This is a genomic window from Klebsiella sp. HN106 (genome assembly GCF_051209435.1).
Classification (GTDB): domain Bacteria; phylum Pseudomonadota; class Gammaproteobacteria; order Enterobacterales; family Enterobacteriaceae; genus Klebsiella; species Klebsiella oxytoca.
In genome coordinates this window covers 253,463-278,743 of record NZ_JBLURD010000007.1, presented here as the reverse complement: position 1 = coordinate 278,743, position 25,281 = coordinate 253,463, and the positions used below count along the sequence as shown (strand labels likewise).

General features: G+C 55.9%; 19 protein-coding genes. 13 read left to right on the top strand and 6 right to left on the bottom strand.

The window, feature by feature from the left end; all coding sequences use genetic code 11:
- Positions 1 to 189: 189 nt before the first annotated feature.
- The 5 genes from ACSIPU_RS18555 to queF form a co-directional block, all read right to left on the bottom strand.
- Positions 190 to 1,131, bottom strand: coding sequence for a sulfonate ABC transporter substrate-binding protein (locus ACSIPU_RS18555; protein WP_016809760.1), 942 nt, complete (start codon positions 1,129 to 1,131; stop codon positions 190 to 192).
- Positions 1,132 to 1,277: 146 nt separating this feature from the next.
- Positions 1,278 to 2,645 (bottom strand): L-serine ammonia-lyase, encoded by a 1,368-nt coding sequence (locus ACSIPU_RS18550; RefSeq protein WP_004105050.1) that lies wholly within the window; start codon positions 2,643 to 2,645, stop codon positions 1,278 to 1,280.
- 49 nt (positions 2,646 to 2,694) lie between these two features.
- On the bottom strand, positions 2,695 to 3,984 hold the full coding sequence (locus tag ACSIPU_RS18545) for an HAAAP family serine/threonine permease (RefSeq protein ID WP_004105047.1): 1,290 nt from the start codon (positions 3,982 to 3,984) through the stop codon (positions 2,695 to 2,697).
- A 541-nt stretch (positions 3,985 to 4,525) separates the two neighbouring features.
- Entirely contained in the window at positions 4,526 to 5,893 is a 1,368-nt protein-coding gene (gene ppnN, locus ACSIPU_RS18540; RefSeq protein ID WP_004105045.1) for a nucleotide 5'-monophosphate nucleosidase PpnN, read from the bottom strand.
- A gap of 111 nt (positions 5,894 to 6,004) precedes the next feature.
- Positions 6,005 to 6,850 carry an NADPH-dependent 7-cyano-7-deazaguanine reductase QueF gene (gene queF, locus ACSIPU_RS18535; RefSeq protein ID WP_004114939.1) on the bottom strand — a complete coding sequence of 282 codons (846 nt, stop codon included), beginning with the start codon at positions 6,848 to 6,850 and terminating at the stop codon, positions 6,005 to 6,007.
- 69 nt (positions 6,851 to 6,919) lie between these two features.
- Here queF and syd point away from each other — a divergent pair, with 69 nt between their 5' ends.
- The 8 genes from syd (at position 6,920) to ACSIPU_RS18495 (ending at position 15,511) form a co-directional block, all read left to right on the top strand.
- Positions 6,920 to 7,465 carry a SecY-interacting protein gene (gene syd / locus ACSIPU_RS18530; protein ID WP_004105039.1) on the top strand — a complete coding sequence of 182 codons (546 nt, stop codon included), beginning with the start codon at positions 6,920 to 6,922 and terminating at the stop codon, positions 7,463 to 7,465.
- Between the two features lie 631 nt (positions 7,466 to 8,096).
- Positions 8,097 to 8,426: a YqcC family protein gene (locus ACSIPU_RS18525; protein ID WP_017145474.1), complete on the top strand. Its 330-nt coding sequence runs from the start codon at positions 8,097 to 8,099 to the stop codon at positions 8,424 to 8,426.
- Entirely contained in the window at positions 8,426 to 9,220 is a 795-nt protein-coding gene (gene truC / locus ACSIPU_RS18520; protein WP_016807600.1) for a tRNA pseudouridine(65) synthase TruC, read from the top strand. Before ACSIPU_RS18525 ends, truC begins: the two co-directional genes overlap by 1 nt.
- A gap of 2 nt (positions 9,221 to 9,222) precedes the next feature.
- Complete coding sequence (locus ACSIPU_RS18515; RefSeq protein WP_004105033.1) at positions 9,223 to 9,666, top strand: flavodoxin; 444 nt, start codon at positions 9,223 to 9,225, stop codon at positions 9,664 to 9,666.
- Between the two features lie 578 nt (positions 9,667 to 10,244).
- Positions 10,245 to 11,603 carry a galactarate/glucarate/glycerate transporter GudP gene (gene gudP / locus ACSIPU_RS18510; RefSeq protein WP_004105031.1) on the top strand — a complete coding sequence of 453 codons (1,359 nt, stop codon included), beginning with the start codon at positions 10,245 to 10,247 and terminating at the stop codon, positions 11,601 to 11,603.
- Positions 11,600 to 12,940: an enolase C-terminal domain-like protein gene (locus tag ACSIPU_RS18505; protein ID WP_004105029.1), complete on the top strand. Its 1,341-nt coding sequence runs from the start codon at positions 11,600 to 11,602 to the stop codon at positions 12,938 to 12,940. Before gudP ends, ACSIPU_RS18505 begins: the two co-directional genes overlap by 4 nt.
- 19 nt (positions 12,941 to 12,959) lie before the next feature.
- Positions 12,960 to 14,300: a glucarate dehydratase gene (gudD, locus tag ACSIPU_RS18500; protein WP_196557949.1), complete on the top strand. Its 1,341-nt coding sequence runs from the start codon at positions 12,960 to 12,962 to the stop codon at positions 14,298 to 14,300.
- 71 nt (positions 14,301 to 14,371) lie between these two features.
- Positions 14,372 to 15,511 (top strand): glycerate kinase, encoded by a 1,140-nt coding sequence (locus ACSIPU_RS18495; RefSeq protein ID WP_024274630.1) that lies wholly within the window; start codon positions 14,372 to 14,374, stop codon positions 15,509 to 15,511.
- Between the two features lie 40 nt (positions 15,512 to 15,551).
- On the opposite strand, the gene barA is transcribed toward ACSIPU_RS18495, so the two are convergent.
- Positions 15,552 to 18,305, bottom strand: a complete 2,754-nt coding sequence (gene barA, locus ACSIPU_RS18490) for a two-component sensor histidine kinase BarA (protein ID WP_004105019.1) — start codon at positions 18,303 to 18,305, stop codon at positions 15,552 to 15,554.
- A gap of 124 nt (positions 18,306 to 18,429) precedes the next feature.
- Here barA and rlmD point away from each other — a divergent pair, with 124 nt between their 5' ends.
- From rlmD to pyrG, 5 genes are all read left to right on the top strand, one after another.
- Entirely contained in the window at positions 18,430 to 19,773 is a 1,344-nt protein-coding gene (gene rlmD / locus ACSIPU_RS18485) for a 23S rRNA (uracil(1939)-C(5))-methyltransferase RlmD (protein ID WP_017145476.1), read from the top strand.
- Positions 19,774 to 19,870: 97 nt separating this feature from the next.
- Positions 19,871 to 22,108: a GTP diphosphokinase gene (relA, locus tag ACSIPU_RS18480; protein WP_004105015.1), complete on the top strand. Its 2,238-nt coding sequence runs from the start codon at positions 19,871 to 19,873 to the stop codon at positions 22,106 to 22,108.
- 158 nt (positions 22,109 to 22,266) lie between these two features.
- Complete coding sequence (locus tag ACSIPU_RS18475) at positions 22,267 to 22,539, top strand: hypothetical protein (RefSeq protein WP_224226622.1); 273 nt, start codon at positions 22,267 to 22,269, stop codon at positions 22,537 to 22,539.
- A gap of 28 nt (positions 22,540 to 22,567) precedes the next feature.
- The gene (gene mazG / locus ACSIPU_RS18470) at positions 22,568 to 23,368 is read left to right on the top strand and encodes a nucleoside triphosphate pyrophosphohydrolase (protein WP_004105011.1); all 801 of its coding nucleotides are present in this window, start codon (positions 22,568 to 22,570) and stop codon (positions 23,366 to 23,368) included.
- 227 nt (positions 23,369 to 23,595) lie between these two features.
- Positions 23,596 to 25,233: a glutamine hydrolyzing CTP synthase gene (gene pyrG, locus ACSIPU_RS18465; RefSeq protein ID WP_004105009.1), complete on the top strand. Its 1,638-nt coding sequence runs from the start codon at positions 23,596 to 23,598 to the stop codon at positions 25,231 to 25,233.
- Positions 25,234 to 25,281 lie beyond the last annotated feature (48 nt).

The following is a 25,281-nucleotide window of genomic DNA, read 5'->3' as shown; positions in this document are numbered from 1 at the left end:
TGCCAGGTCGAGACCAATACGTTTAATATTCATGATGGACACCTCCTCCAGTTAACTGTAGGTACACCTCAGTCTGGCACTTTGATGCCGTAAGGGGGAGGTGTCCATCACATCGGGCTACGGGTCCACCGATGTCTGCGGATCGATAGCCCGGGTAAGGCGCTGGCGCCGGACCCGGGAAGGGAAAGCTTACTGCTTATCCAGTGACCAGGTCGCACTGCGGACGTCCACCTTCACCGGCAGCAGACCGATGCGGGTGAAAGTGTCCGCCAGCGCCTGCTGCTCGTTATAGACTGCAGGCGTCATCCGTTCGGCGCCATAGGGCAGGCGCGCCAGCGTCTTCAGCCAGATAGCCTTATCCAGCCCGGTAGAAGCCGAGAGGATCCCGGCGGCATCGTCCTGATGGCTGTTGGCCCATTCGCTCAGTTTACCCAGTTCATCGACCACCTGCTTCGCGGTTTCAGGATAAGCGTCGGCAAATTTGCGGCTGGCCAGGTAGAAGGTATAGTGCGGTACCAGCCCTTCGGCATTGCGGATCTGTCGGGCTTTGGCGTTTGTTTCCACCTCGGCGAGGAACGGATCCCAGATAACCCATGCGTCAATCGCGCCGCGCTGGAAGGCGGCGCGGGCGTCGGCAGGCGGCAAATAGACCGGAGTGATATCTTTATAGCTTAATCCGGCTTTCTCCAGCGCAGCCACCAGCAGGTAGTTTACGTCGGAGCCTTTGTTGAGCCCCACGCGCTTGCCCTTAAGGTCGGCCACGCTCTTAATCGCCGAGTTTTCCGCCACTACGATGGCCTCGGTTTTTGGATTCGCCGGCGAGTGGGCTAAGTAGACCAGATCTGCCTTCGCCGCCTGGGCAAAGGCCGGCGGCGCATCGCCGGTTGCGGCGAGGTCGATGCTGCCGACGTTCAGCCCTTCCAGCATTTGCGGCCCGGCGGGGAATTCAATCCAGCGCACGGCGATGCCCTGCTTTTTAAACGTTTCATCGAGGGTGCCGCGATATTTCAGCAGCGCGAAGATATTGGCTTTCTGATAGCCGATATTGACGGTTTCCGGCGTTTTCGCCAGCGCGGAAGCGGATACGCCAGCCAGCATGAGCAGCAGCGCCGGACGAGACAGTCTGAGCATGATTTGTTCTCCTTGAGCGGTTTACCGTAAGGTAACAAATCGTCTTTATAACTAATAAATAACTAAATTATCATTTATATAACATAAATGAAGGGGGAGGGCAGGGGAAGGAAACCCGGCATGCCGCAGCATACCGGGAGGGGGTGTTAATCGCAGGCGACAATCTTCATGGCCAGGCCGCCGCGTGAGGTTTCACGATATTTGGCATTCATATCTTTGCCCGTTTCGTACATGGTCTCGATGACTTTATCGAGGCACACCCGCGGCTCGCTGGTGCGGCGCAGCGCCATGCGCGCGGCGTTGACCGCTTTAACCGCAGCGATAGCGTTACGCTCGATGCACGGCACCTGCACCTGACCGGCGACCGGGTCGCAGGTCAGACCGAGGTTGTGCTCCATACCGATTTCGGCGGCGATGCACACCTGGCCCGGGCTGCCGCCCAGCAGTTCCGCCAGTCCGGCTGCAGCCATTGAACAGGCAACGCCGACTTCGCCCTGGCAGCCCACTTCAGCGCCGGAAATCGAGGCGTTCATCTTATAAAGTGAGCCAATGGCGCTGGCGACCAGCATATAGCGCGCCAGCGAGTTGGCGTTCACTTTGCGGATAAATTTGTCGTAGTAGGCCAGTACCGCAGGCACGATGCCGCAGGCGCCGTTGGTTGGTGCGGTCACGACGCGTCCGCCGGCGGCGTTCTCTTCGTTAACCGCCAGGGCGAACATATTAATCCAGTCAACGACCGCCATCGGGTCGCTGCTGGTGTTGTCCTGGCTTACCAGCATCCGGCGCAGCGCGGCGGCGCGGCGGGGAACCCGCAGCTTGCCCGGCAGAACGCCCTCGGTGGTGATGCCGCGTTCAATGCCGCTGCTCATCACTTCCCAGACGGCGGCAAAGTGCTGTTCCAGCGCTTCTTTACTGTGCAGCGCCAGCTCGTTTTGCATCATCAGACCGGAAAGCGACAGCCCGCTTTCACGGCAGTGGCGCTGGAGGTCGGCGGCGTTTTTATATGGAAAAGGTACGGCGACCGGCGCTTCGCGGGTGACGCCGAAATGCGCTTCGTCGACGATAAACCCGCCGCCGATGGAGTAGTACGTCTGGCTGTAGAGAACCTGGTCGCCGGCGAGGGCGGTAATTCGCATGCCGTTCTCATGCAGCGACAGATTGTCGGCATGGAAATTCATGCACTGATCGACCGGGAACGCCACTTCCTGCTGGCCGTTTGCCAGCATCAGGCGGCCATGGGTGTTGACGTCCTGGATAAAACTGGGGATAGCGTCAATGTCGACGGTATCCGGCAGGTTGCCCGCCAGGCCCATAATAATCGCGATGTCGGTATGGTGGCCTTTACCGGTCAGGGAAAGGGAGCCGTAGACATCGACGATGACTTTGGTCACCTCGGAGAGCAGCCCGCGCTCAATAAGATCGTCCGTGAATTGTTTGCCCGCTTTCATCGGTCCAACGGTGTGGGAGCTGGAAGGGCCAATGCCGATTTTAAAAATATCGAATACGCTGATCATGATGCATCCAGTGCTGTCGGGAGCGCCGCCGTCAGGCGGCGCGGGGATATTAGCTAAACAGAGAGTAGAAAATCGCGGAGATAGCAATCAGGCCCATAATCACCACGAAAACGTTGCTGACGTGGCCGCTGTATTTGCGCATAGCCGGGACTTTCTGAATGGCGTACATCGGCATCAGGAACAGAATCATCGCAATGATCGGGCCGCCCAGGGTTTCGATCATCCCGAGGATGCTTGGGTTCAGCGTTGCCACAATCCAGGTGGTGACCAGCATGAACAGGGCAGTGATTTTGTTCAGTTTGTTGATTTCGATGGACTTGCCTTTACCGCGCAGGGATTTAATCACCATGCCGTTAAAGCCTTCGCGAGCGCCCAGATAGTGGCCGAGGAAGGATTTAGTGATGGCGATCATCGCGATGATCGGCGCCATCCAGGCGATGATTGGCGCGTTAAAGTGGTTCGCCAGGTAAGACAGAATCGAGATGTTCTGCTCTTTTGCCGCCGCCAGATCCGCCGGGGAGAGGCTCAGTACGCAGCTGAAGACGAAGAACATAACGGTCAGCACCATCATAATGTGCGCGCGGGCCAGAATGCTGGAGCATTTTTTCTCAGCGCCTTCGCCGTACTCTTCGCGTTTAGCAACGGCGAAGGAGGAGATGATCGGCGAGTGGTTAAAAGAGAATACCATCACCGGTATTGCCAGCCACAGGGTCATCCACAGGCCGTTGCCGGTGGCGGTAGCGCTACTCAGGGAGAGGGTTTCCAGCGCCGCGCCGTTCCACTGCGGGATCAGGTACAGAGCCAGAATCATCAGCGCGACCACGAACGGGAATACCAGCACGCTCATCGCTTTGACGATCATCTGCTCGCCGAAGCGCACGATAGTCATCATGCCGACAATCAGAATCAGGGAAAGAATGGCGCGCGGCGGCGGCGTTATGTGCAACTGGTGCGCCATAAAGCTTTCGACGGTATTGGTGATCGCCACGCTGTATACCAGCAGAATCGGGTAGATGGCGAAAAAGTAAAGCAGGGTAATCAGTTTACCTGCGCCGACGCCGAAGTGCTCCTCGACGACTTCGGTGATGTCTTCGCCCGGGTTCTTACCGGACAGCACGAAACGGGTCATTCCGCGGTGGGCGAAGAAGGTCATCGGAAAGGCCAGAATCGCCATGATGATCAGCGGGATCATACCGCCGACGCCGGCGTTGATCGGCAGGAACAGTACGCCCGCGCCGATAGCCGTGCCGTACAGGCCCAGCATCCACATGGTGTCCGTCTTACGCCAACCGCTACGGGTAGCATCCGTAACGATGGTGCTGGTTTGAGTGGTTTCCATCTGTATCTCCTGGAGGAAGCAACAAAATCTAATGAAAAAAAACGACTAAATAATATGAAATTCGTTTGTGTACGGTTTTTTAGGCATTTTCTCCGTAACAATTGGTGCGGGAAGATACATTTATATGGTGAATGCATCAGTGATCGCGATCCCAAATGCAATAATCCACTTTTAATGTGCGTATTTTTAGTCCAACAGCCTGTTTCTGGTGATCAGCCAGAGAATTGTGGCGCGGAGGCTATCATTTTCAGCATATGAGATAATAGTGGTGTGACGTAATAACGAGGTTTTTACTGTAAAAATGCGATGTTATCGACATTTTTACGTTAAAAGGCGTTTTTCCTGGTGATATTTATTGCTGTATTTGGAAACGCAAACGATTGGCTTTGTAAAAATGCATCTGGAAAATTCACAAAGTAAATGAATCATTTGGAAATAATACGCGCTGAGTGATGAGCGAGGCAGCAGTACTGTGGCCTGGCGAGGAAGCGTTGCCCGGGCAGAGCGCGAACCGCTGCCCGGGAGAAGAACAGAAGAGAACTCAGGAACAGATTTCGTAGCAGGGGATATAGGCGGTGCCGCCCGGCAGCTTCATACGATGCTGAGCGACGAAGCCCTGCAGCAGATCGTCCATGCGGCGCATCATTGCCGGGTCGCCGTGAATTTTATACGGACCGAATTTTTCGATAGCCTGGATGCCCACCTCTTTGACGTTACCAGCGACGATACCGGAGAAGGCGCGGCGGAGATCCGCTGCCAGCACTTCTACCGGCTGGTCCGGATAGAGTTTGAGATTGGCCATATTCTCATGGGTAGGATCGAACGGCATCTGCAGATCCGGAGCAATGCGCATCGACCAGTTGAAGCTGTAAGCATCGCCGGTCTCGCGACGATTCTCTTTCACCATCGGCATTGCTTTTTTCATCTGGCGGGCTACTTCAGCGGCGTCGTCAACGATAATGCGATAGTGGCGACGGGCGGATTCGCCCAGCGTATGGACGATAAACTCATCCAGCACGCGGAAATAATCGGCGCTCTCTTTTGGCCCGGTAAGAATCAGCGGCAGAACCTGCGACTTGTTCGACGGATGCATCAAAATGCCCAGCAGATAGAGCAGCTCTTCCGCTGTACCTACGCCGCCCGGGAAGATGATAATGCCGTGAGCGATGCGCACGAAGGCTTCCAGACGTTTCTCGATATCCGGCATGATGATCAGCTCGTTGACCAGCGGGTTAGGCGGCTCGGCGGCGATAATGGACGGCTCGGTCATGCCGATAAAGCGGCTGTCTCTGTAGCGCTGCTGCGCGTGGCCGACGGCTGCGCCTTTCATCGGCGCTTCCATGGCGCCCGGCCCGCAGCCGGTACAGATATTCAGCTCACGCAGGCCCAGCTGAGTGCCGACGCGGCGAGCGTAGAGATATTCGTTTTCGTTAATCGAGTGGCCGCCCCAGCAGACAATCATATTTGGCGCTTCGCCGACGTGCAGGGCGCGGGCGTTGCGCAAAATAGAGAACACCAGGTTGGTGATATGCACCGAGCTTTCAAGATCGAGATTCGGGAAGCGGACGGTGTTATGGATCTGGCCGTAGACAAACAGGATATCGCGCAGTACGGCAAACAGGTTGGCCTGCAGGGAACGGATAATACGCCCGTCAACGAAAGCATCTTCCGGCGGGTTAATCAGTTCCAGCTTCACGCCGCGTTCGCGACGCAGCACGTTAATATCGAAGTTTTCAAAACGAGACAGGAGCTCCTTGCTGTTATCGGTCAGGCTCCCCGAGTTGAGCACAGCAAGCGAGCAGTTACGAAAGAGTTGATACAGGTCACTGCTGGCGGTGCGTTTAAGCATATCCACTTCCAGCTGCGACAGCATATCCATTGAACCAAGCGGGCTAACATGTGTAATCAAGTGAACTCCTTACAGGACGATTATCGTCTTCCTGTGATTACAATAGCCCTGCTGATGGCGTTTTCACAACCTTGCGCGCGGGTTAACGCACGCAAATTGTGAAAATGTTTACTATTGGCGAGCGAGGCGGCCGATGGCCGGAACAAAATCGGTGTTGCTGCGCCACGGGTTGATGTCCAGGCCGCCGCGCCGCGTATAGCGCGCATAAACGGAAAGGGCTTCCGGCTGGCAGAAACGCTGAATATCGCTGAAGATGCGCTCTACGCACTGTTCGTGGAATTCGTTGTGATGGCGGAACGAAACCAGATAGCGCAGCAGCTTTTCGCGATCGATTTTTGCCCCGCGATAGCGGATCTGTACCGAACCCCAGTCGGGCTGGTGGGTAATCAGGCAGTTGGATTTCAGTAAATGGCTGACCAGCGTCTCTTCAACCACTTTACCGCCAGCGGCATCCTGCAGGTAATCAGCGCTGAACTGATAGTTATCAATTTCAATATCCTGATCGTCAATACAGGTGCCGTGCAGATGCGCCACCGGCTGGCCTTCGAGTTCATCGAGGCGATACAGCGACACCTTGACTTCCCCTTGCGCACAGGCGCTGAGATCGCGCGCCAGCGTCGCCTCGACCTCCTGCCAGTCGGCAAAACGCGTCTGGTTAAAGCTATTGAGATAGAGCTTAAAGCTTTTTGATTCCACCAGATTCACGGTCGTGTCGCTGAGCTCAACGTGGCCCACGGCAACCTGCGGCAGGCCTTTCGCATTCAGCCAGGAGAGTTCATACAGCGTCCAGATATCGGCGCCGTGAAACGGCAGGCTATCGGCGTGCAGGCCCAGCGGATCGCGGTTCAGGCTGCGCGGTACGCCCTGAAGCAGGCTGGCGTCGTAAGTATCGCGGTAATCGGTTGATTTACCGAGCGTCAGGCCGGCGAGCGCCTGGTGGTTATCGTAAGAAGACATGTTTCACCATAGTTAAAGCGGTTACACTATATGCCAAGTGTATCCTGTCTAACGTGAAGAGAGAAACCGGTGGATCAGCAAACCGCAGAAGCGCTACAAGCATTTACCCAACGTTATTGTGAGGCGTGGCAGCAGCAGCGCTCCAGCCTGCCGCGTAGCGAAGAGCTTTACGGCATTCCGTCGCCGTGCATCAGCGCCACGGATGATGATGGCGTTTTCTGGCAGCCGCAGCCGTTTTCTTTAGAACAAAACATTAACGCGGTTGAACGGGCGCTGGAGATTGTGGTACAACAACCGCTTCATGCTTATTATACCACTCAGTTTGCCGGCGATATGCAGGCACGTTTTGCCGATGAGAGCATGACGCTGCTGCAAACCTGGAGTCCGGACGACTTCCAGCGGGTGCAGGAAAATCTGATTGGCCATCTGCTGGTGCAAAAGCGTTTGAAGCTGTCTCCCACGCTGTTTATCGCCACGCTGGACAGCGAACTGGACGTCATTTCGGTCTGTAATATGAGCGGCGAAGTGATCAAAGAAACGCTCGGGACCCGTAAACGTACGACCCTTTCTCCCTCGCTTGCGAGTTTCCTTAATTCCCTTAAGCCCGTTCTGTAATCTAAAGTTCCTGAGCTTTTGTGAGAGATCTCTTACAAGACCTGTAAGAGATCGTCATCATTTGAGGCGATCCCCTGCAAATACTATTTCAATAAAATACATTAATTTCAAATGGTTAATGGTTTTATGATTCATCATGAAGACGATAAATCTTAAGATATTGTCTTAACAAGGGTTGTAAGACGGGGCGGAATCAGGGATTCTATACACGTCGACAGGGAGTCGATAAATGAAGTGAACATCAGGATGATGACGCTTCGAGAGGACCCGCCAGGACGGCGTCGCAAGGACAGGCTTCAGGATGAAGCACAGGATAGCGTAGGATTGCGTAAAGGACACCTCCAGGAAGGAGAAAGAGAGCCGGTCAGGATGCCCGGTGGATCAGGAAGATCGGGATAGACTTACGGATGAGTTATTTCACATCGGGGTGGTGTGAAAGCAGGATGCAACAGTTTACGGATGAACATGGTCAGGAGACCTCAGGAAAAGTTTTCAAGGACGAGCAGGGAGCACCAATGTAGCTGGATTGCTGCAAAACGAACCGGGAGCACTGTTTATACAGTGCTCCCTTTTTTTATTTCTCTTCTGAATTTGCTATTCTGCGCCGGTTTTCAACTCATCGAGGTTTCCCATGACTCTTGACCATCGCGTGCGCGAGCGCCTGCTCGCCATTGAAGCGCTGCTGCGCGAAACGGAACACTGGCAGGATAGCGCTCCCGACAGCCGCGCGTTTGCCAGCGAACAGCCGTTTTGCCTCGACACCATGGAGCCGCTTGAATGGCTGCAGTGGGTATTAATACCGCGCATGCATCAGCTTCTGGAAAGCGGCATGCCGCTGCCGCAAAATTTCGCCGTTGCCCCCTACTATGAGATGGCCCTGGATAATGCTCATCCCGTGCGCGAGCGGGTGCTTACCGAGCTGCTTCTGCTGGATGCGCTGTTTGCCGGCGGCGACGCCTGATGCTGGAGATTTTATATCAGGACCCGTGGCTGGTAGCGGTGAACAAGCCTTCGGGCTGGCTGGTGCATCGTAGCTGGCTGGATCGTGATGAAAAAGTGGTGGTGATGCAGACCGTGCGCGACCAGATAGGCCAGCACGTGTTCACCGCTCACCGCCTCGACAGGCCGACTTCCGGCGTGCTGCTAATGGGACTGTCGAGCGAAGCGGGAAGACTGTTGTCGCAGCAGTTCGAGCAGCATCAAATGCAGAAACGCTATCATGCGATAGCCCGCGGCTGGTTGAGCGAAGAAGCGGAGCTTGATTATCCTCTGGTTGAGGAGCTGGATAAAATTGCCGATAAGTTCGCCCGCGAAAATAAAGATCCGCAGCCGGCGGTCACCCATTATCGCGGCCTGGCGACGATAGAAATGCCGGTGGCGACCGGACGTTATCCTACCACCCGCTATAGCCTGGTGGAGCTGGAACCGAAAACCGGACGTAAGCACCAGCTGCGCCGTCATCTTGCCCATCTTCGCCATCCGATTATCGGCGACAGTAAACACGGCGATCTGCGGCAGAATCGCAGCGCGGCCGAACACTTTGGCTGCGATCGGCTAATGCTTCATGCCAGCCAGCTATCGTTAACGCATCCTTTTACCGGTGTACCGCTGGTTATTCGCGCTGGCCTTGACGACGTCTGGATGCGCGCGCTGTCGCAGTTTGGCTGGCGCGGCCTTCTCCCGTTAAATGAAAGGGTTGAGTTTGCCGACGACTGCGGTCAGGATGAAGAGATACAGGTCACTTCAGGGAGATAGTCATGGCAGAAGTCGGAATTTTTGTCGGTACGATGTATGGAAATTCGCTCCTGGTCGCCGAAGAGGCGCAGGCTATTTTGAGCGGACTGGGGCATCAGGCGAAAGTCTTTGAAGATCCCGAAGTCAAAGACTGGGAGTCGTATACCGGAAAATATGCGCTGGTGGTGACATCGACCACCGGGCAGGGCGATTTACCGGACAGCATTGTGCCTTTATACGAAGGCATCAAAGATATGTATCAGCCGCATTTGCGCTATGGAATTATTGCCCTGGGCGATAGCACCTACGCTAACTTCTGCGGCGGCGGTTTGAAGTTTGATGCGTTATTGCAGGAACAGGGCGGCACGCGCGTTGGCGATATGCTGACGATCGATGCCAGCGAAGATCCGGAACCTGAAAGCGTTGCTAACCCATGGGTAGCGCAGTGGGCGTCGCTGCTTGATTAACAACCTAATTCCATCAGGGCTATTTTGTTTGCCATTTTGCCCTCGGGCGGTGCTCAGACTGTTTGGCTAATACCCTGGCGGCACAGCTCCTAAAAGTTTCGCCCTCTCCCTACACTAGAGGGCGCCCCTTTCTTTACTGATGTTAAATGCCAGTGGCCAGATAAACGGCCAAAATCATCGTAGCAATTCTTCAGGCGCACGGCTTCGGGCATTTGCCTTAAAACCTGTGTAATGCCATGGTCTTTACCGGGCTATTTCACGGGGTCAAGAGAGTTGATTCACACTCCTGTCTTTTGCACCGCGCTTTGCGTCTATGAACGGGCGCGGCTTTTCATTTCCGTGAACCATCCCCCATCTCATTAGGCATAAGCCATAAATCAGATTTACTCAGGCGGCGAAAGCTGTGTATTTGCACGGTGAGCCCGTCAGCCCCTCTTTTTATACTTTTCCTGCCAGTTAAAAATGCAGTGCCAGATATAACGAAAATTATGAAAAACACTAACACGTCATTCTGAGTACCCTACAGGTTGTGCTGTTCAGAATGAACGTAGCTAACGCTATGATTCAGGAGTGCAACAATGAGTTCATTAAGTCAGGCGGCAGGCGGCGCGGAAAAGCGCACCAATGCTCGCTACTGGATAGTGGTGATGTTGTTTATCGTCACATCCTTCAACTACGGCGACCGCGCCACCTTATCCATTGCCGGTTCGGAGATGGCCAAAGATATTGGTCTTGATGCCGTTGGCATGGGCTACGTCTTTTCCGCGTTCTCCTGGGCCTACGTGATCGGCCAGATCCCGGGCGGCTGGCTGCTTGACCGCTTCGGTTCTAAACGCGTCTACTTCTGGTCCATTTTTATCTGGTCCATGTTTACCCTGCTGCAGGGTTTCGTCGATATTTTTAGCGGCTTCGGCATTATCGTCGCGCTGTTCACCCTGCGTTTTCTTGTCGGCCTGGCCGAAGCGCCTTCCTTCCCCGGCAACAGCCGGATCGTCGCGGCGTGGTTCCCGGCGCAGGAGAGGGGCACGGCGGTGGCTATCTTTAACTCCGCGCAATATTTTGCCACCGTTATTTTTGCGCCGATCATGGGTTGGCTGACGCATGAGGTGGGCTGGTCGCACGTGTTCTTCTTTATGGGCGGTCTCGGCATTATCATCAGCTTTGTCTGGCTGAAGGTGATTCATGAACCTAACCAGCATCCGGGTGTAAACCAAAAAGAGCTCGATTACATCGCCGCAGGCGGCGCGCTGATCAATATGGATCAGGCGGCGGCCAAAGCTAAGGTGCCGTTTAGCGTAAAATGGGGGCAAATCAAGCAGCTGCTGGGTTCTCGCATGATGATTGGCGTCTATATCGGCCAGTACTGCATTAACGCTTTGACCTATTTCTTTATCACCTGGTTCCCGGTTTATCTGGTGCAGGCGCGCGGCATGTCGATCCTGAAGGCCGGTTTTGTCGCGTCGGTTCCGGCGATCTGCGGTTTCGCGGGCGGGGTTCTCGGCGGGATTATTTCCGACTGGCTGATGCGTCGTACCGGCTCGCTGAACATCGCACGTAAAACGCCTATCGTCATGGGGATGCTGCTGTCGATGGTGATGGTGTTCTGTAACTACGTCAACGTGGAGTGGATGATTATCGGCTTCATGGCGCTGGCCTTCTTCGGTAAAGGCATCGGTGCGCTGGGCTGGGCGGTTATGGCGGATACGGCGCCGAAAGAGATCAGCGGCCTGAGCGGCGGTCTGTTCAACATGTTCGGCAATATCTCCGGTATCGTGACGCCCATTGCTATCGGCTACATCGTTGGCACCACCGGTTCGTTTAACGGCGCGCTGATTTATGTGGGCGTTCATGCGCTGGTGGCGGTGCTGAGCTATCTGGTACTGGTGGGCGATATTAAACGTATCGAACTGAAACCTGTCGCAGGAAAATCATCATGACAACGCAATCGAGCCCTATTATCACCGATATGAAGGTTATCCCGGTGGCCGGGCAGGACAGTATGCTGCTTAACATCGGCGGCGCGCATAATGCGTACTTTACCCGCAATATTGTGGTGCTGACCGATAACGCCGGCAATACCGGGGTCGGCGAAGCACCGGGCGGCGAAGTGATTTATCAGACGCTGGTGGATGCCATCCCGACGGTATTAGGCCAGGAAGTCGCCCGCCTGAACAAAGTGGTTCAGCAGGTGCATAAAGGCAACCAGGCCGCGGACTTTGATACTTTTGGTAAAGGCGCCTGGACATTCGAGCTGCGGGTGAACGCGGTGGCGGCGCTGGAGGCTGCGCTGCTGGATCTGCTGGGCAAGGCGCTCAACGTGCCGGTTTGCGAGCTGCTGGGGCCGGGCAAGCAGCGCGATGAGGTGACCGTGCTGGGCTATCTGTTCTACGTGGGCGATCGCACCAAAACCGATCTGCCCTATCTGGAAAGCACGCCGGGCAACCATGAGTGGTATCGTCTACGCCATCAGGAAGCGCTGAACAGCGAGGCGGTGGTGCGCCTGGCGGAGGCCTCACAGGACCGCTACGGCTTTAAAGATTTTAAACTGAAAGGCGGCGTGCTGCCCGGCGAGCAGGAGATCGAAACCGCCCGCGCGTTGAAAAAGCGTTTTCCCGATGCGCGTATTACGGTTGATCCCAACGGCGCCTGGCTGCTGGATGAAGCCATCGCCCTGTGTAAAGGGCTGAACGAGGTGCTGACCTACGCGGAAGACCCCTGCGGCGCCGAACAGGGCTTTTCTGGCCGTGAAGTGATGGCGGAGTTTCGCCGCGCCACCGGTCTGCCGGTGGCAACCAATATGATCGCCACTAACTGGCGCGAAATGGGCCACGCGGTGATGCTGAATGCCGTGGATATTCCGCTGGCCGATCCGCACTTCTGGACCCTTTCCGGCGCGGTGCGCGTGGCGCAGCTGTGCGATGACTGGGGCCTGACCTGGGGCTGCCATTCCAATAACCACTTTGATATTTCACTGGCCATGTTCACCCACGTCGGCGCAGCGGCGCCGGGCAACCCCACGGCCATCGATACCCACTGGATTTGGCAGGAGGGAGATTGCCGCCTGACCAAGAATCCGCTGGAGATTAAGCACGGAAAAATTGCTGTTCCGGACGCGCCTGGACTCGGCGTCGAGCTGGACTGGGAGCAGGTGCAGAAAGCGCATGAGGCGTATAAAAAGCTGCCCGGCGGCGCGCGTAATGACGCAGGCCCAATGCAGTACCTGATCCCCGGATGGACTTTTGACCGTAAACGCCCCGTTTTCGGCCGTCACTGATTTGAATAAGGACTAAATTATGAGCGCACAATTTTCGACCCCCGTTGTTTCTTCTATGCAGGTCATTCCGGTCGCGGGTCACGACAGCATGCTGATGAACCTGAGCGGCGCGCACGCCCCGTTCTTCACGCGTAATATCGTGGTAATCAAAGATAATTCCGGCCATACCGGCGTCGGCGAAATTCCCGGCGGAGAGAAAATCCGCACCACCCTTGAGGACGCGATCCCGCTGGTGGTCGGTAAAACGCTGGGTGAATATAAAAACGTGCTGACCGCCGTACGCAATACTTTCGCCGATCGGGATGCCGGCGGACGCGGTTTGCAGACCTTCGATCTGCGTACCACAATTCACGTAGTGACCGGGATCGAAGCGGCGATGCTTGACCTGCTGGGCCAGCATCTGGGCGTGAACGTGGCGTCTCTGCTGGGCGATGGACAGCAGCGCAGCGAAGTGGAAATGCTGGGCTATCTGTTCTTCGTCGGCAATCGTAAAGCTACACCGCTGCCTTATCAGAGCCAGCCGGATGACCCGTGCGACTGGTATCGCCTGCGTCATGATGAGGCGATGACCCCGGATACGGTGGTGCGTCTGGCGGAAGCCGCATATGAGAAATATGGTTTTAACGATTTTAAACTGAAAGGCGGCGTACTGGCCGGGGAAGAGGAAGCGGAGTCTATCGTCGCGCTGGCTAAGCGCTTCCCGCAGGCGCGCGTGACCCTCGATCCGAACGGCGCGTGGTCGCTGGATGAAGCGATCAAAATTGGTAAATACCTGAAAGGATCTCTGGCCTATGCGGAAGATCCGTGCGGCGCCGAGCAGGGCTTCTCCGGGCGTGAAGTGATGGCGGAGTTCCGCCGCGCCACCGGACTGCCGACGGCGACCAATATGATCGCGACCGACTGGCGTCAGATGGGCCACACGCTGTCGCTGCAATCCGTGGATATTCCGCTGGCGGATCCGCACTTCTGGACCATGCAGGGCTCCGTCCGCGTGGCGCAGATGTGCCACGAGTTCGGCCTGACCTGGGGCTCGCACTCTAACAACCACTTTGATATCTCGCTGGCGATGTTTACCCACGTGGCGGCAGCCGCGCCGGGTAAAATTACCGCTATTGATACGCACTGGATCTGGCAGGAAGGCAACCAGCGCCTGACCAAAGAACCGTTTGAAATTAAAGGCGGGATGGTACAGGTACCGGCGAAACCGGGGCTGGGCGTGGAGCTCGATATGGATCAGGTGATGAAAGCCCATGAGCTGTATCAGAAACACGGTCTGGGCGCGCGCGATGATGCGATGGGAATGCAGTATTTGATCCCGAACTGGACGTTTGATAACAAGCGTCCGTGCATGGTGCGCTAAGGAGATGCCGGTCCCTTCGGGGGCCGGTTTCCTGCACGGCGTCGGGTAATCGTTCATTTTAAGGACAGCATATGAAGATAGTGATCGCACCGGATTCATACAAGGAGAGCCTGAGTGCGCTGGATGTTGCAACCGCGATAGAGCAAGGTTTTCGGGAAGTTTATTCCGATGCGGAGTACGTCAAACTGCCGGTCGCCGACGGTGGCGAAGGAACCGTTGAAGCCATGGTTGCCGCGACCCAGGGATGCCGGATAGCGGTCACCGTCACCGGTCCGCTCGGCGAGCCCGTAGAGGCTTTTTTTGGTCTTTCGGGCGATAAGCAGTGCGCGTTTATTGAAATGGCGGCGGCAAGCGGTCTGGAGAGCGTACCGCCGGCGCGACGTAACCCTCTTCTGACGACTTCATGGGGTACCGGCGAGCTGATTCGCCATGCGCTGGACGCGGGCGTCAGGCAAATTATTATCGGCATCGGCGGCAGCGCGACTAACGATGGCGGCGCCGGGATGGTGCAGGCGCTGGGGGCGAAACTGCTGACCCGGGATAACCAGCAGATTGGCGCCGGCGGACAAGCGCTGGAGAGCCTCGCGCGCATCGACGTGAGCGAGTTAGATAAGCGCCTCGCCGGATGCCGCATTGACGTCGCTTGCGATGTCACCAATCCGCTGACGGGCCCGCAGGGCGCGACGGCAGTATTTGGCCCGCAGAAAGGGGCGACGGCGGAGATGATCGCCAGCCTCGATAAGGCGCTGGCCCATTTTGCTGAGATTATCCATCGCGACTTAGAGCTTAATGTGTTGCATCTTGAAGGCGGCGGCGCGGCGGGCGGCATGGGCGCGGGCCTGTATGCCTTTTGCGGGGCTAAGCTGCGGCCGGGCATTGAGATCGTGACCGACGCTTTGCATCTTGCCGATATCGTGGCGGATGCGGATCTGGTGATCACCGGCGAAGGGCGCATCGACAGCCAGACGATTCACGGCAAAGTGCCGGTTGGCGTGGCGCGGGTGGCAAAACGCTATAATCTGCCGGTTATCGCGATTGCCGGGAGCCTGACGGCGGACGTCGGCGTAGTCCATGAGCACGGGCTGGATGCGGTATTCAGCGTTATTTATTCCATTTGCACCCTGGATGAGGCGCTGGAAAATGCCGCCGAAAATGTGCGCATGACGGCGAGAAACGTCGCCGCTGTGCTGAAAATGGGCCAGGTATTATAGATTCTCCCCCGGTCGCAGTGCGCGAGCCGGGGCAGGCGTTTTAGATTCCCTGCAGCTTACAGGCTTCCCGCGCGACGTTGTCCATTTCATCCAGCAGTTCCAGAAGCTCCGGCTCCAGCTCCTCGGCGGCGGTGCCCGCGCGCAGCTGGCTCTCGAGAGTGTGGCAGAGTTTCTTCAGGCGCGGCACGCCGCTGTAGCTACAGCTGCCGTGCAGCTTATGAATAAGATCCAGCAGGCCTTCCGGCTGCTCTCCCACCAGCTGTTCTTCCACCTTGTTACGCACTTCCGGCATAAAAGCGAGCAGCATCTGCAGCATTTCCCGCGCCAGATCCGGTTTCATCGCCGCCTGGCGTAGCGCCAGCTGCCAGTCGAGGGTGATGTCATGGTTAACCGGTAGGTCAACCGGCTCCGCCGCGGCCTGCGGCGCAGCGGCCTGTCCCGGCTGGTAGCGCAGCAGCAGATTGTAGAGCTTATCTTCCTCAATGGGCTTCGCCAGATAGTCGTTCATCCCCGCGCTGAGCAATTTCTCTCGCTGCCCTTCCAGAGCATGGGCCGTCACGGCGATCACCGGCGTTTGCTGTTGATGAGGGAGCTGATGGATCAATTCGCAGGCGCGGATGCCGTCCATTTCCGGCATTTGAATATCCATCAGAATCAGATCTTGCTGCATTTCTCTGGCTCGTTCAACGGCGTTCTGGCCGCTGTCGCAGAGGATGACATGCTGGACTAAATCTTCAAGCAGAGCGCCGATGAGCTTAAGATTCGCCGGATTGTCATCGACGGCCATTACCGTCATGGGCAGCTTTGTACTACCGGAGCGCGGCAGCAGGAGCGTCGGCTGGGTCTGGCATGTGGCCGTCAGCGCCGGAAGCAAGCGCGTTGAGGTCAGGGGCTTAAGCAGACAGGCTGCGATACCGTCGTGTTTAAGCGTTTCGGCGCTCACCTGGGCGTGGCACGGTAGCGCCAGCAGCAGATGATCGGCAAGCTTACGGGCTCTGGCCAGCTTATCGCGATGCTGGTTCAGATCGCGTATCGACACCGGAATGCCCGCCAGCAGGATATCGTAATGGGCATCCGGTAGGGCAGTCATCGTCGGACTGTAGACCACCTCCAGCGGCGTTGTCGCCAGCAGCTCCATGGTGCACTGCGCCGCCGCTGCGTTAGCCTCAATGTAGGCCAGCTTTTTACCCGCCAGACATTGGGTCGGTACGCTGTCGGGTACCGCGTTAGGGTTGAGATCGAGGCTGATATGGAACCAGAACGTCGAGCCGCGATTAGGCTGGCTATGGAAGGAAATATCGCCACCCATCTCTTTTACCAGCCGCTGGGTGATAACCAGACCCAGCCCGGTTCCGCCGTGGCGACGGGAAATACTGGCGTCTGCCTGGCGGAAAGCCTGAAACAGACGCGACTGGTCGCGCTCGGGAATACCGATGCCGGTATCGTGGATCTGAACTTCGATTTGCACTCTTGAATTGCTTATAGCCCGCTGTTCCACCAGCACGTCAATGTTGCCATGTTCGGTGAACTTAATGGCGTTGCCCATCAGGTTAGTAATAATTTGCTGCAGGCGCAGCGGGTCGCCAATCACGTTATCCGGCACATCGTTTTTGATGTTCAGGGTCAGCTCCAGCCCCTTATCGTGCGCCGAATGCGCCAACAGCGTGACCACCTCGTCGAGCGAATTTCGCAGCAGGAACGGAATGCTCTCCAGAATGAGCTTCCCGGCTTCGAGCTTAGAGAAGTCCAGAACATCATTAATGATGGCCAGCAGATTGTTCGCTGAACGCTCAATGGTGGTCAGATGATCGCGTTGGGTGGTATTTAAATCGGTTTTCAGCGTCAGGCGGGTAAAGCCAATGACGCCGTTAAGCGGAGTGCGCAGCTCGTGGGACATATTGGCGAGGAATTCGGATTTGATTCGCGCCGCTTCCTGCGCGCGTTTTTTCGCCAGGTCCAGCTCAACGTTCTGGATTTCCATCTGTTCAAGCGTTTCACGCAGGTCGGAGGTGGCCTGATCGACGTTATGCTGCATCTCTTCATGATACGCCGCCAACGACATCGCCATGGAGTTGATCCCGTTTTTCAGCATATCCAGTTCGCCGAGCATAAAACCTTCCACGCGGCTATCAAGCTGGCCCCGGCGGATGCGGTCAACGGTATTCACCATGTTGCGAATCGGCCCGGTCACGTCGCGCATCAGTCGCCAGCCGAAGATCAGCGCGATGCCGATGCAGAACAGCATCATCACGCTGGAGATGAAGATCTCTTTGTACTGCTGCAGCCGCACCGATTTGAGATCCAGCTCCAGCGCCACGTAGCCCAGCATATTGTCCGGCATCTTGGCATCGCTTCCCGGTGATTCATCCGGTGAATAGCTTTCTGAAATAATTGGGGTGCGCAAAATCATCAAATCGCCGTGACGAATCACGCTTAAACGGCGGGGAAAAGGCGCCCCTTTTGGTAGCTGAAGTTCGCCGGGATCGAGCTGAAAGTTGGAGGTGACAAACAGCCTGTTGTGCGAGTCATAGATGGAAATGGCGCGCACAATATCGGAATGGCGGCGATGCAGCACGCTGATCAGCTGCCCGATTGACTCGCGGTTTTGCAAATTCATGCCATATTCACTGGAGACCGCCAGCGGTTCGATGATACTGGCTCCGGCATCTTCCAGCTGGCGCTGTAGGTCGTTATAGCGGTGTGCGACGAAGAATATACTGAGCAGCAGACCGATCAGAACGGTTGGCGCCAGAATAAGAATCATCATGCGGGCACGAAGGCTGTAGTTGGTCATGCGGTTCCATTATGGGAGAATATATACATCATCCTTACAGGCTGCTGAGGCATTGGTTACGCTGGCTCACCCTGAAAGAACTCGTGTATAGAGTCAGTATATTTAATTGAGACAAATCTCTACGATGGCGCAATTCTACTCTGCAAAACGGCGTGTGACGACGCGCCAGATCATAACCGTTACAGTAAATGACCTTGATCCCTTTGGGCAGGGCGTTGCGCGTCACCAGGGTAAGGCGCTGTTTGTTAGCGGTTTATTACCGCAAGAGCAGGCCGAAGTGGTCCTGGTCGAGGATAAAAAACAGTATGCCCGCGCGCAGGTTAAACGCCGTCTTAGCGACAGCCCGCAGCGGCAGGCGCCGCGCTGTCCGCATTTTGGTATCTGCGGCGGATGTCAGCAGCAGCACGCCAGCGTTGAGCTGCAGCAGCAGAGCAAACGCGCCGCCCTCGCGCGGTTAATGAAGCGCGAGGTTGATGACATTATAGCCGCTTCGCCGTGGGGCTATCGCCGTCGGGCGCGTCTGAGCTTGAATTATCAGCCAAAGACCCAACAATTACAGATAGGCTTCCGGAAGGCCAACTCCAGCGAAATTGTTGATGTGGTGCAGTGCCCTGTTTTGGTGCCCACTCTTGGTGCGCTACTGCCCGCGGTACGAGAATGTCTCAGCGGATTGCAATCGCTGCGTCAGCTTGGCCACGTGGAGCTGGTGCAGGCTGACAACGGCCCGCTGATGGTTTTACGCCATACCGCGGCCCTTCCGGCTGCAGATAAAGAAAAGCTGGAACGTTTTTCGCAATCTCACGGTCTTTCACTGTATCTCGCCCCGCAAAGCGAGATACTGGAACAGATTCGCGGGGAAGCGCCCTGGTATACGTCCGACGGTCTACGCTTAGTGTTCAGTCCGCGCGACTTTATTCAGGTCAACGACGGCGTAAACCAGCTCATGGTGCATACGGCGCTGGAATGGCTGGATATCCAGCCTCAGGATCGCGTGCTGGATCTCTTTTGCGGCATGGGCAACTTTACCCTGCCGCTGGCAAAGCGCGCGGCGCAGGTCGTGGGGGTTGAAGGTGTTCCGGCGCTGGTGGCGAAGGGGCAAGAAAACGCGGCGCTGAACGCGTTGCATAATGTGACGTTCTTTCATGAAAATCTTGAAGAGGACGTCACCCGCCAGGCGTGGGCGAAGCACGGTTTTGATAAAGTTCTGCTCGACCCGGCGCGCGCCGGTGCGGCGGGCGTTATGTTACATATAATAAAATTAGCGCCGCGTCGGGTGGTGTATGTTTCTTGTAATCCGGCGACTCTGGCGCGCGATAGCGACGTTTTATTGCAGGCGGGATATACCATTCAACGCCTGGCGATGCTGGATATGTTCCCGCATACCGGTCATCTGGAATCAATGGTGTTGTTTGAGCACAAGAATCATTCAAATCGCAGTGCAGCGGCATCCACAGGCGCAGGCGACTGAGATAAAAGACGAACGCCAACGTTGATGCGGTTTGAAGGATGAAGTGTAAAAGTTGAGGCTTGCCGACTTCGGCAGGCGGTCCCTTAAGGAGAGGACAATGGTTGCGGTAAGAAGTGCACATTTAAATAAAGCTGGTGAATTTGACCCGAAGAAATGGATCGCGAGTCTGGGAATTTCCAGCCAGCAGTCGTGTGAACGCTTAGCCGAAACCTGGGATTATTGTCGAGAGAAAACGCAGGGACACCCGCAGGCCGATCTCCTGCTATGGCGCGGCGTGGAGATGGTAGAAATTCTCTCCATGCTCAGTATGGACATCGATACGCTGCGAGCGGCGATGCTATTCCCGCTGGCGGATGGCAACGTCGTCAGCGAAGAAATCATGCAGGAGAGCGTCGGGAAATCCGTCGTCACCCTGATCCACGGCGTGCGGGATATGGCCGCGATACGTCAGCTTAAAGCCACCCATACGGATTCGGTCTCCTCTGAACAGGTGGACAACATTCGCCGCATGCTGCTGGCGATGGTTGATGACTTCCGCTGCGTGGTGATTAAAATCGCCGAGCGTATTGCCCATCTGCGTGAAGTGAAAGATGCGCCGGAAGATGAGCGCGTGCTGGCGGCGAAAGAGTGCACCAATATTTACGCGCCGCTGGCCAACCGTCTGGGGATCGGCCAGCTTAAGTGGGAGCTTGAAGATTACTGCTTCCGCTATCTGCACCCGGCGGAATATAAACGCATCGCTAAGCTGTTGCACGAGCGGCGCATCGATCGTGAACATTACATTGACGAGTTCGTCAGCCACTTACGCACGGAAATGAAAACCGAGGGCGTCAAGGCTGAGGTTTACGGTCGTCCTAAGCATATCTATAGCATCTGGCGCAAAATGCAGAAAAAACATCTCGCTTTCGACGAGCTGTTTGACGTGCGGGCGGTGCGGATTGTCGCCGAGCGCCTGCAGGACTGCTATGCCGCGCTGGGGATAGTGCATACTCACTACCGCCATCTGCCGGATGAGTTTGATGATTACGTCGCCAACCCTAAGCCCAATGGCTACCAGTCCATTCATACCGTCGTGCTTGGTCCCGGCGGCAAGACGATCGAAATTCAGATCCGTACCCGCCAGATGCATGAAGATGCCGAGCTGGGCGTGGCTGCGCACTGGAAGTACAAAGAGGGCGCCAGCGCGGGGGCCAGCGGCGGACGCGGCTATGAAGATCGCATTGCATGGCTGCGTAAACTGATCGCCTGGCAGGAAGAGATGGCCGATTCCGGCGAGATGCTGGATGAAGTGCGTAGCCAGGTCTTTGACGACCGGGTTTATGTCTTTACGCCGAAGGGTGACGTAGTGGATTTACCTTCGGGTTCGACTCCGCTCGATTTTGCCTACCATATTCACAGCGATGTCGGTCACCGCTGCATCGGGGCGAAAATCAGCGGACGTATTGTGCCGTTCACCTATCAGCTGCAGATGGGCGACCAGATTGAAATCATCACTCAAAAGCAGCCTAACCCAAGCCGTGACTGGCTGAATCCGAACCTTGGCTACGTCACTACCAGCCGCGGGCGTTCTAAAATTCATGCCTGGTTCCGCAAGCAGGATCGCGACAAGAATATTCTTGCCGGACGGCAGATCCTCGATGATGAGCTGGAGCATCTGGGCATCAGCCTGAAGGATGCGGAAAAGTATCTGCTGCCGCGCTACAACTTTAATGAGCAGGACGAACTGCTGGCGGCGATTGGCGGCGGCGATATTCGCCTCAACCAGATGGTTAATTTCCTGCAGGCGCAGTTTAATAAGCCCAGCGCGGCGGAGCAGGATGCGGCAGCACTTAAGCAGCTGCAGCAGAAAACCTATACTCCGCAGAATCGCAGCAAAGACAATGGTCGCGTGGTGGTGGAAGGCGTCGGCAATCTGATGCACCACATTGCGCGCTGCTGCCAGCCGATCCCCGGCGACGAGATTGTGGGCTTTATCACCCAGGGCCGAGGGATCTCGGTGCACCGGGCGGATTGCGATCAGCTCGCGGAGCTACAGTCTCATGCTCCGGAGCGCATCGTTGACGCAGTGTGGGGAGAGAGCTACTCGGCGGGCTACTCGCTGGTGGTGCGGGTCCAGGCCAACGATCGTAGCGGCCTGCTGCGCGATATCACTACTATTCTCGCCAATGAGAAGGTCAACGTGCTGGGCGTTGCCAGCCGCAGCGATACGAAGCAGCAGATGGCAACCATCGATATGACCATTGAGATCTACAACCTGCAGGTTCTGGGCCGGGTACTTGGCAAGCTGAATCAGGTTCCGGACGTCATCGACGCCCGTCGCCTGCACGGCGGTTAAAAGGAAAACGGTAAAAACGCAGCTCAGCTAACAGCTGCGTTTTTACCCTGATAGCCATGGAGCTCCCCGACGGGTGCTGGCTTACTGGATAGGCTTCAATGGATTTGAGCTTAAGTTTCTTTATTCTTTATCTCCTCTCATCCCTCACGCTGATCGCTGTGCAAATCTGGCTGTTTTTTATCGTTTATTCGCCAGACGGATCCTTGAGTTCACACCTGATATGCCGCGCTGTAAATGCCCTTGCCATGTTTGTGCAGCTTTGCGTGACGGTGAAAGGGGAGTTTCCTTTTAACATGCTTTCGTCGCAAATCCGCTATATTGACGACCCGGTGCGCATGCTGGCGTTGGTATTTATCGTGCTGCACGGCATAGTTTATGTTTTTGTAATACGCGGCGGCTTGCCAAAACCGAAACGCGAATGGCGTGACTGAAATGATGAAAAGTGCAGGATCAATAACTATGAAGGCAAATAATGAGATGGAACGGCTGCTCGGCATTATGCAGCGGCTACGCGATCCGGAAAACGGCTGTCCGTGGGACAAAGAGCAGACGTTTGCCACCATCGCTCCCTATACGCTTGAAGAAACCTATGAAGTGCTCGACGCCATCTCCCGCGAAGATTTTGACGATTTACGCGGCGAGTTGGGCGATCTGCTGTTCCAGGTTGTCTTCTACGCTCAAATGGCGCAGGAAGAGGGGCGCTTTGATTTCAGCGATATCTGCGCCGCTATCAGCGACAAGCTTGAGCGCCGCCACCCGCATATTTTCGGCGATGCCTCCGCCGGTAGCAGCAGCGAAGCGCTGGCCCGCTGGGAGCAGATCAAAAGCGCTGAGCGAGCGGAAAAGTCCCAGCACTCCGCGCTGGACGATATTCCGCATAGCCTTCCGGCGTTGATGCGCGCGCATAAAATCCAAAAACGCTGCTCGGCGGTGGGTTTTGACTGGACCTCTCTCGGACCGGTGCTGGATAAAGTTCATGAAGAAATAGATGAAGTGATGCATGAAGCGCAGCAGGCCGTGGTGGATGAAGCTAAACTGGAGGAGGAAGTTGGCGACCTGCTGTTTGCAACGGTCAATTTATCCCGCCATTTAGGCGTCAAAGCCGAGGTTGCGTTGCAAAAAGCCAATCTCAAATTTGAACGTCGCTTCCGTGAAGTTGAGCGGATTGTCGCCGCGCGCGGCCTGGAAATGACCGGCGTCGACCTCGATACTATGGAGCAGGTGTGGCAGGAAGTAAAACGCCAGGAAACTGATCTCTAAAGAGTTTTCGTGATCAAGCGCTATTTGTGTGATTTTTTAAATAACAAGCGCTTGATTTACGTCAAAAACATTTCGCCAAAAGCGGCTATTTTCTCACTCCCCGCGTTTGTGTGGGCCTGATGAAAAGGAGGGATAATGAAAGTTTGTGGCGTCAGTCATGATCGGGTATACTGCTTTCCCGTCCTGGTTATTCCATCGTCTTTTAAACCTAACTTCTCAGGTTCAGCATGACAACGAACTATATTTTTGTGACCGGCGGGGTCGTATCCTCTCTGGGTAAAGGCATTGCCGCAGCTTCCCTCGCAGCCATTCTTGAAGCCCGTGGGCTTAACGTGACCATGATGAAACTGGATCCGTACATCAACGTCGATCCGGGTACCATGAGCCCAATCCAACACGGGGAAGTGTTCGTTACCGAAGACGGCGCTGAAACCGATCTGGACTTAGGTCACTACGAGCGCTTCATTCGCACCAAGATGACTCGTCGCAACAACTTCACCACCGGCCGTATCTACTCTGATGTCCTGCGCAAAGAGCGTCGTGGCGACTATCTGGGCGCGACCGTGCAGGTGATCCCGCACATCACCAACGCGATTAAAGAGCGCGTGCTGGCGGGCGGCGAAGGTCATGATGTGGTGCTGGTTGAAATCGGCGGTACCGTAGGCGATATCGAGTCGCTGCCGTTCCTTGAAGCGATTCGGCAGCTGGCGGTGGATATCGGTCGTGAAAACGCCCTGTTTATGCATTTGACCCTGGTGCCGTACATGGCCGCCGCGGGCGAAGTCAAAACCAAACCGACCCAGCACTCCGTAAAAGAGCTGCTCTCCATCGGTATTCAGCCAGACATTCTGGTTTGCCGCTCCGATCGCGCCATTCCGGCGAACGAACGCGCCAAAATTGCTTTGTTCTGCAATGTGCCAGAAAAAGCCGTTATTTCGATGAAAGACGTCGATTCCATTTATAAAATTCCGGGCCTGTTGAAATCTCAGGGGCTGGACGATTATATTTGTAAACGATTCAGCTTAAACTGTCCGGAAGCGAACCTGGCCGAATGGGAACAGGTTATCTACGAAGAAGCGAACCCGGCAGGCGAAGTCACTATCGGTATGGTCGGCAAGTACATTGAACTGCCGGATGCCTATAAATCAGTGATTGAAGCGCTGAAACACGGCGGTCTGAAAAATCGCGTTACCGTCAATATCAAGCTGATTGATTCGCAGGATGTGGAAACGCGCGGCGTCGAAATTCTGAAGAATTTAGACGCTATCCTGATTCCTGGCGGCTTCGGCTATCGCGGCGTCGAAGGTAAGATCGCTACCGCGCGCTATGCGCGTGAAAACAACATTCCATATCTGGGTATTTGCCTGGGTATGCAGGTTGCGCTGATTGAGTTTGCGCGCAACGTAGCGGGGATGGAAAACGCCAACTCAACGGAATTTGTGCCAGACTGTAAGTACCCGGTCGTGGCCCTGATTACCGAATGGCGTGATGAAGACGGTAATGTCGAAGTTCGCTCTGATAAGAGCGATCTCGGCGGCACGATGCGCCTCGGCGCACAGCAGTGCCAGCTGGCTGAAGATAGCCTGGTGCGCCAGCTGTATGGCGAACCAACCATTACTGAGCGCCATCGTCACCGCTACGAAGTCAACAACATGCTGTTGAAGCCGATTGAAAATGCGGGCCTGCGCATTGCGGGCCGTTCCGGGGATGATCAGTTGGTCGAGATCATCGAGGTGCCTAACCATCCGTGGTTCGTCGCCTGTCAGTTCCATCCGGAGTTTACTTCGACGCCGCGTGATGGTCACCCGCTGTTTGCTGGCTTTGTGAAAGCCGCTGGCGAGTACCAGAAGCGTCAGGCGAAGTAAAAGAGTTAGAACGGCAATGCACCCATCCGGGTGCATTGTTTGTCTGGA

What these genes read in the sequence shown, in the direction of transcription:
- ACSIPU_RS18555 (WP_016809760.1), bottom strand. Translation starts at nt 1,131, where the DNA reads ATGCTCAGACTGTCTCGTCCGGCGCTGCTGCTCATGCTGGCTGGCGTA.
- ACSIPU_RS18550 (WP_004105050.1), bottom strand. Translation starts at nt 2,645, where the DNA reads ATGATCAGCGTATTCGATATTTTTAAAATCGGCATTGGCCCTTCCAGC.
- ACSIPU_RS18545 (WP_004105047.1), bottom strand. Translation starts at nt 3,984, where the DNA reads ATGGAAACCACTCAAACCAGCACCATCGTTACGGATGCTACCCGTAGC.
- queF (WP_004114939.1), bottom strand. Translation starts at nt 6,850, where the DNA reads ATGTCTTCTTACGATAACCACCAGGCGCTCGCCGGCCTGACGCTCGGT.
- ACSIPU_RS18525 (WP_017145474.1), top strand. Translation starts at nt 8,097, where the DNA reads ATGACTCTTGACCATCGCGTGCGCGAGCGCCTGCTCGCCATTGAAGCG.
- truC (WP_016807600.1), top strand. Translation starts at nt 8,426, where the DNA reads ATGCTGGAGATTTTATATCAGGACCCGTGGCTGGTAGCGGTGAACAAG.
- ACSIPU_RS18515 (WP_004105033.1), top strand. Translation starts at nt 9,223, where the DNA reads ATGGCAGAAGTCGGAATTTTTGTCGGTACGATGTATGGAAATTCGCTC.
- gudP (WP_004105031.1), top strand. Translation starts at nt 10,245, where the DNA reads ATGAGTTCATTAAGTCAGGCGGCAGGCGGCGCGGAAAAGCGCACCAAT.
- ACSIPU_RS18505 (WP_004105029.1), top strand. Translation starts at nt 11,600, where the DNA reads ATGACAACGCAATCGAGCCCTATTATCACCGATATGAAGGTTATCCCG.
- gudD (WP_196557949.1), top strand. Translation starts at nt 12,960, where the DNA reads ATGAGCGCACAATTTTCGACCCCCGTTGTTTCTTCTATGCAGGTCATT.
- ACSIPU_RS18495 (WP_024274630.1), top strand. Translation starts at nt 14,372, where the DNA reads ATGAAGATAGTGATCGCACCGGATTCATACAAGGAGAGCCTGAGTGCG.
- barA (WP_004105019.1), bottom strand. Translation starts at nt 18,305, where the DNA reads ATGACCAACTACAGCCTTCGTGCCCGCATGATGATTCTTATTCTGGCG.
- rlmD (WP_017145476.1), top strand. Translation starts at nt 18,430, where the DNA reads ATGGCGCAATTCTACTCTGCAAAACGGCGTGTGACGACGCGCCAGATC.
- relA (WP_004105015.1), top strand. Translation starts at nt 19,871, where the DNA reads ATGGTTGCGGTAAGAAGTGCACATTTAAATAAAGCTGGTGAATTTGAC.
- mazG (WP_004105011.1), top strand. Translation starts at nt 22,568, where the DNA reads ATGAAGGCAAATAATGAGATGGAACGGCTGCTCGGCATTATGCAGCGG.
- pyrG (WP_004105009.1), top strand. Translation starts at nt 23,596, where the DNA reads ATGACAACGAACTATATTTTTGTGACCGGCGGGGTCGTATCCTCTCTG.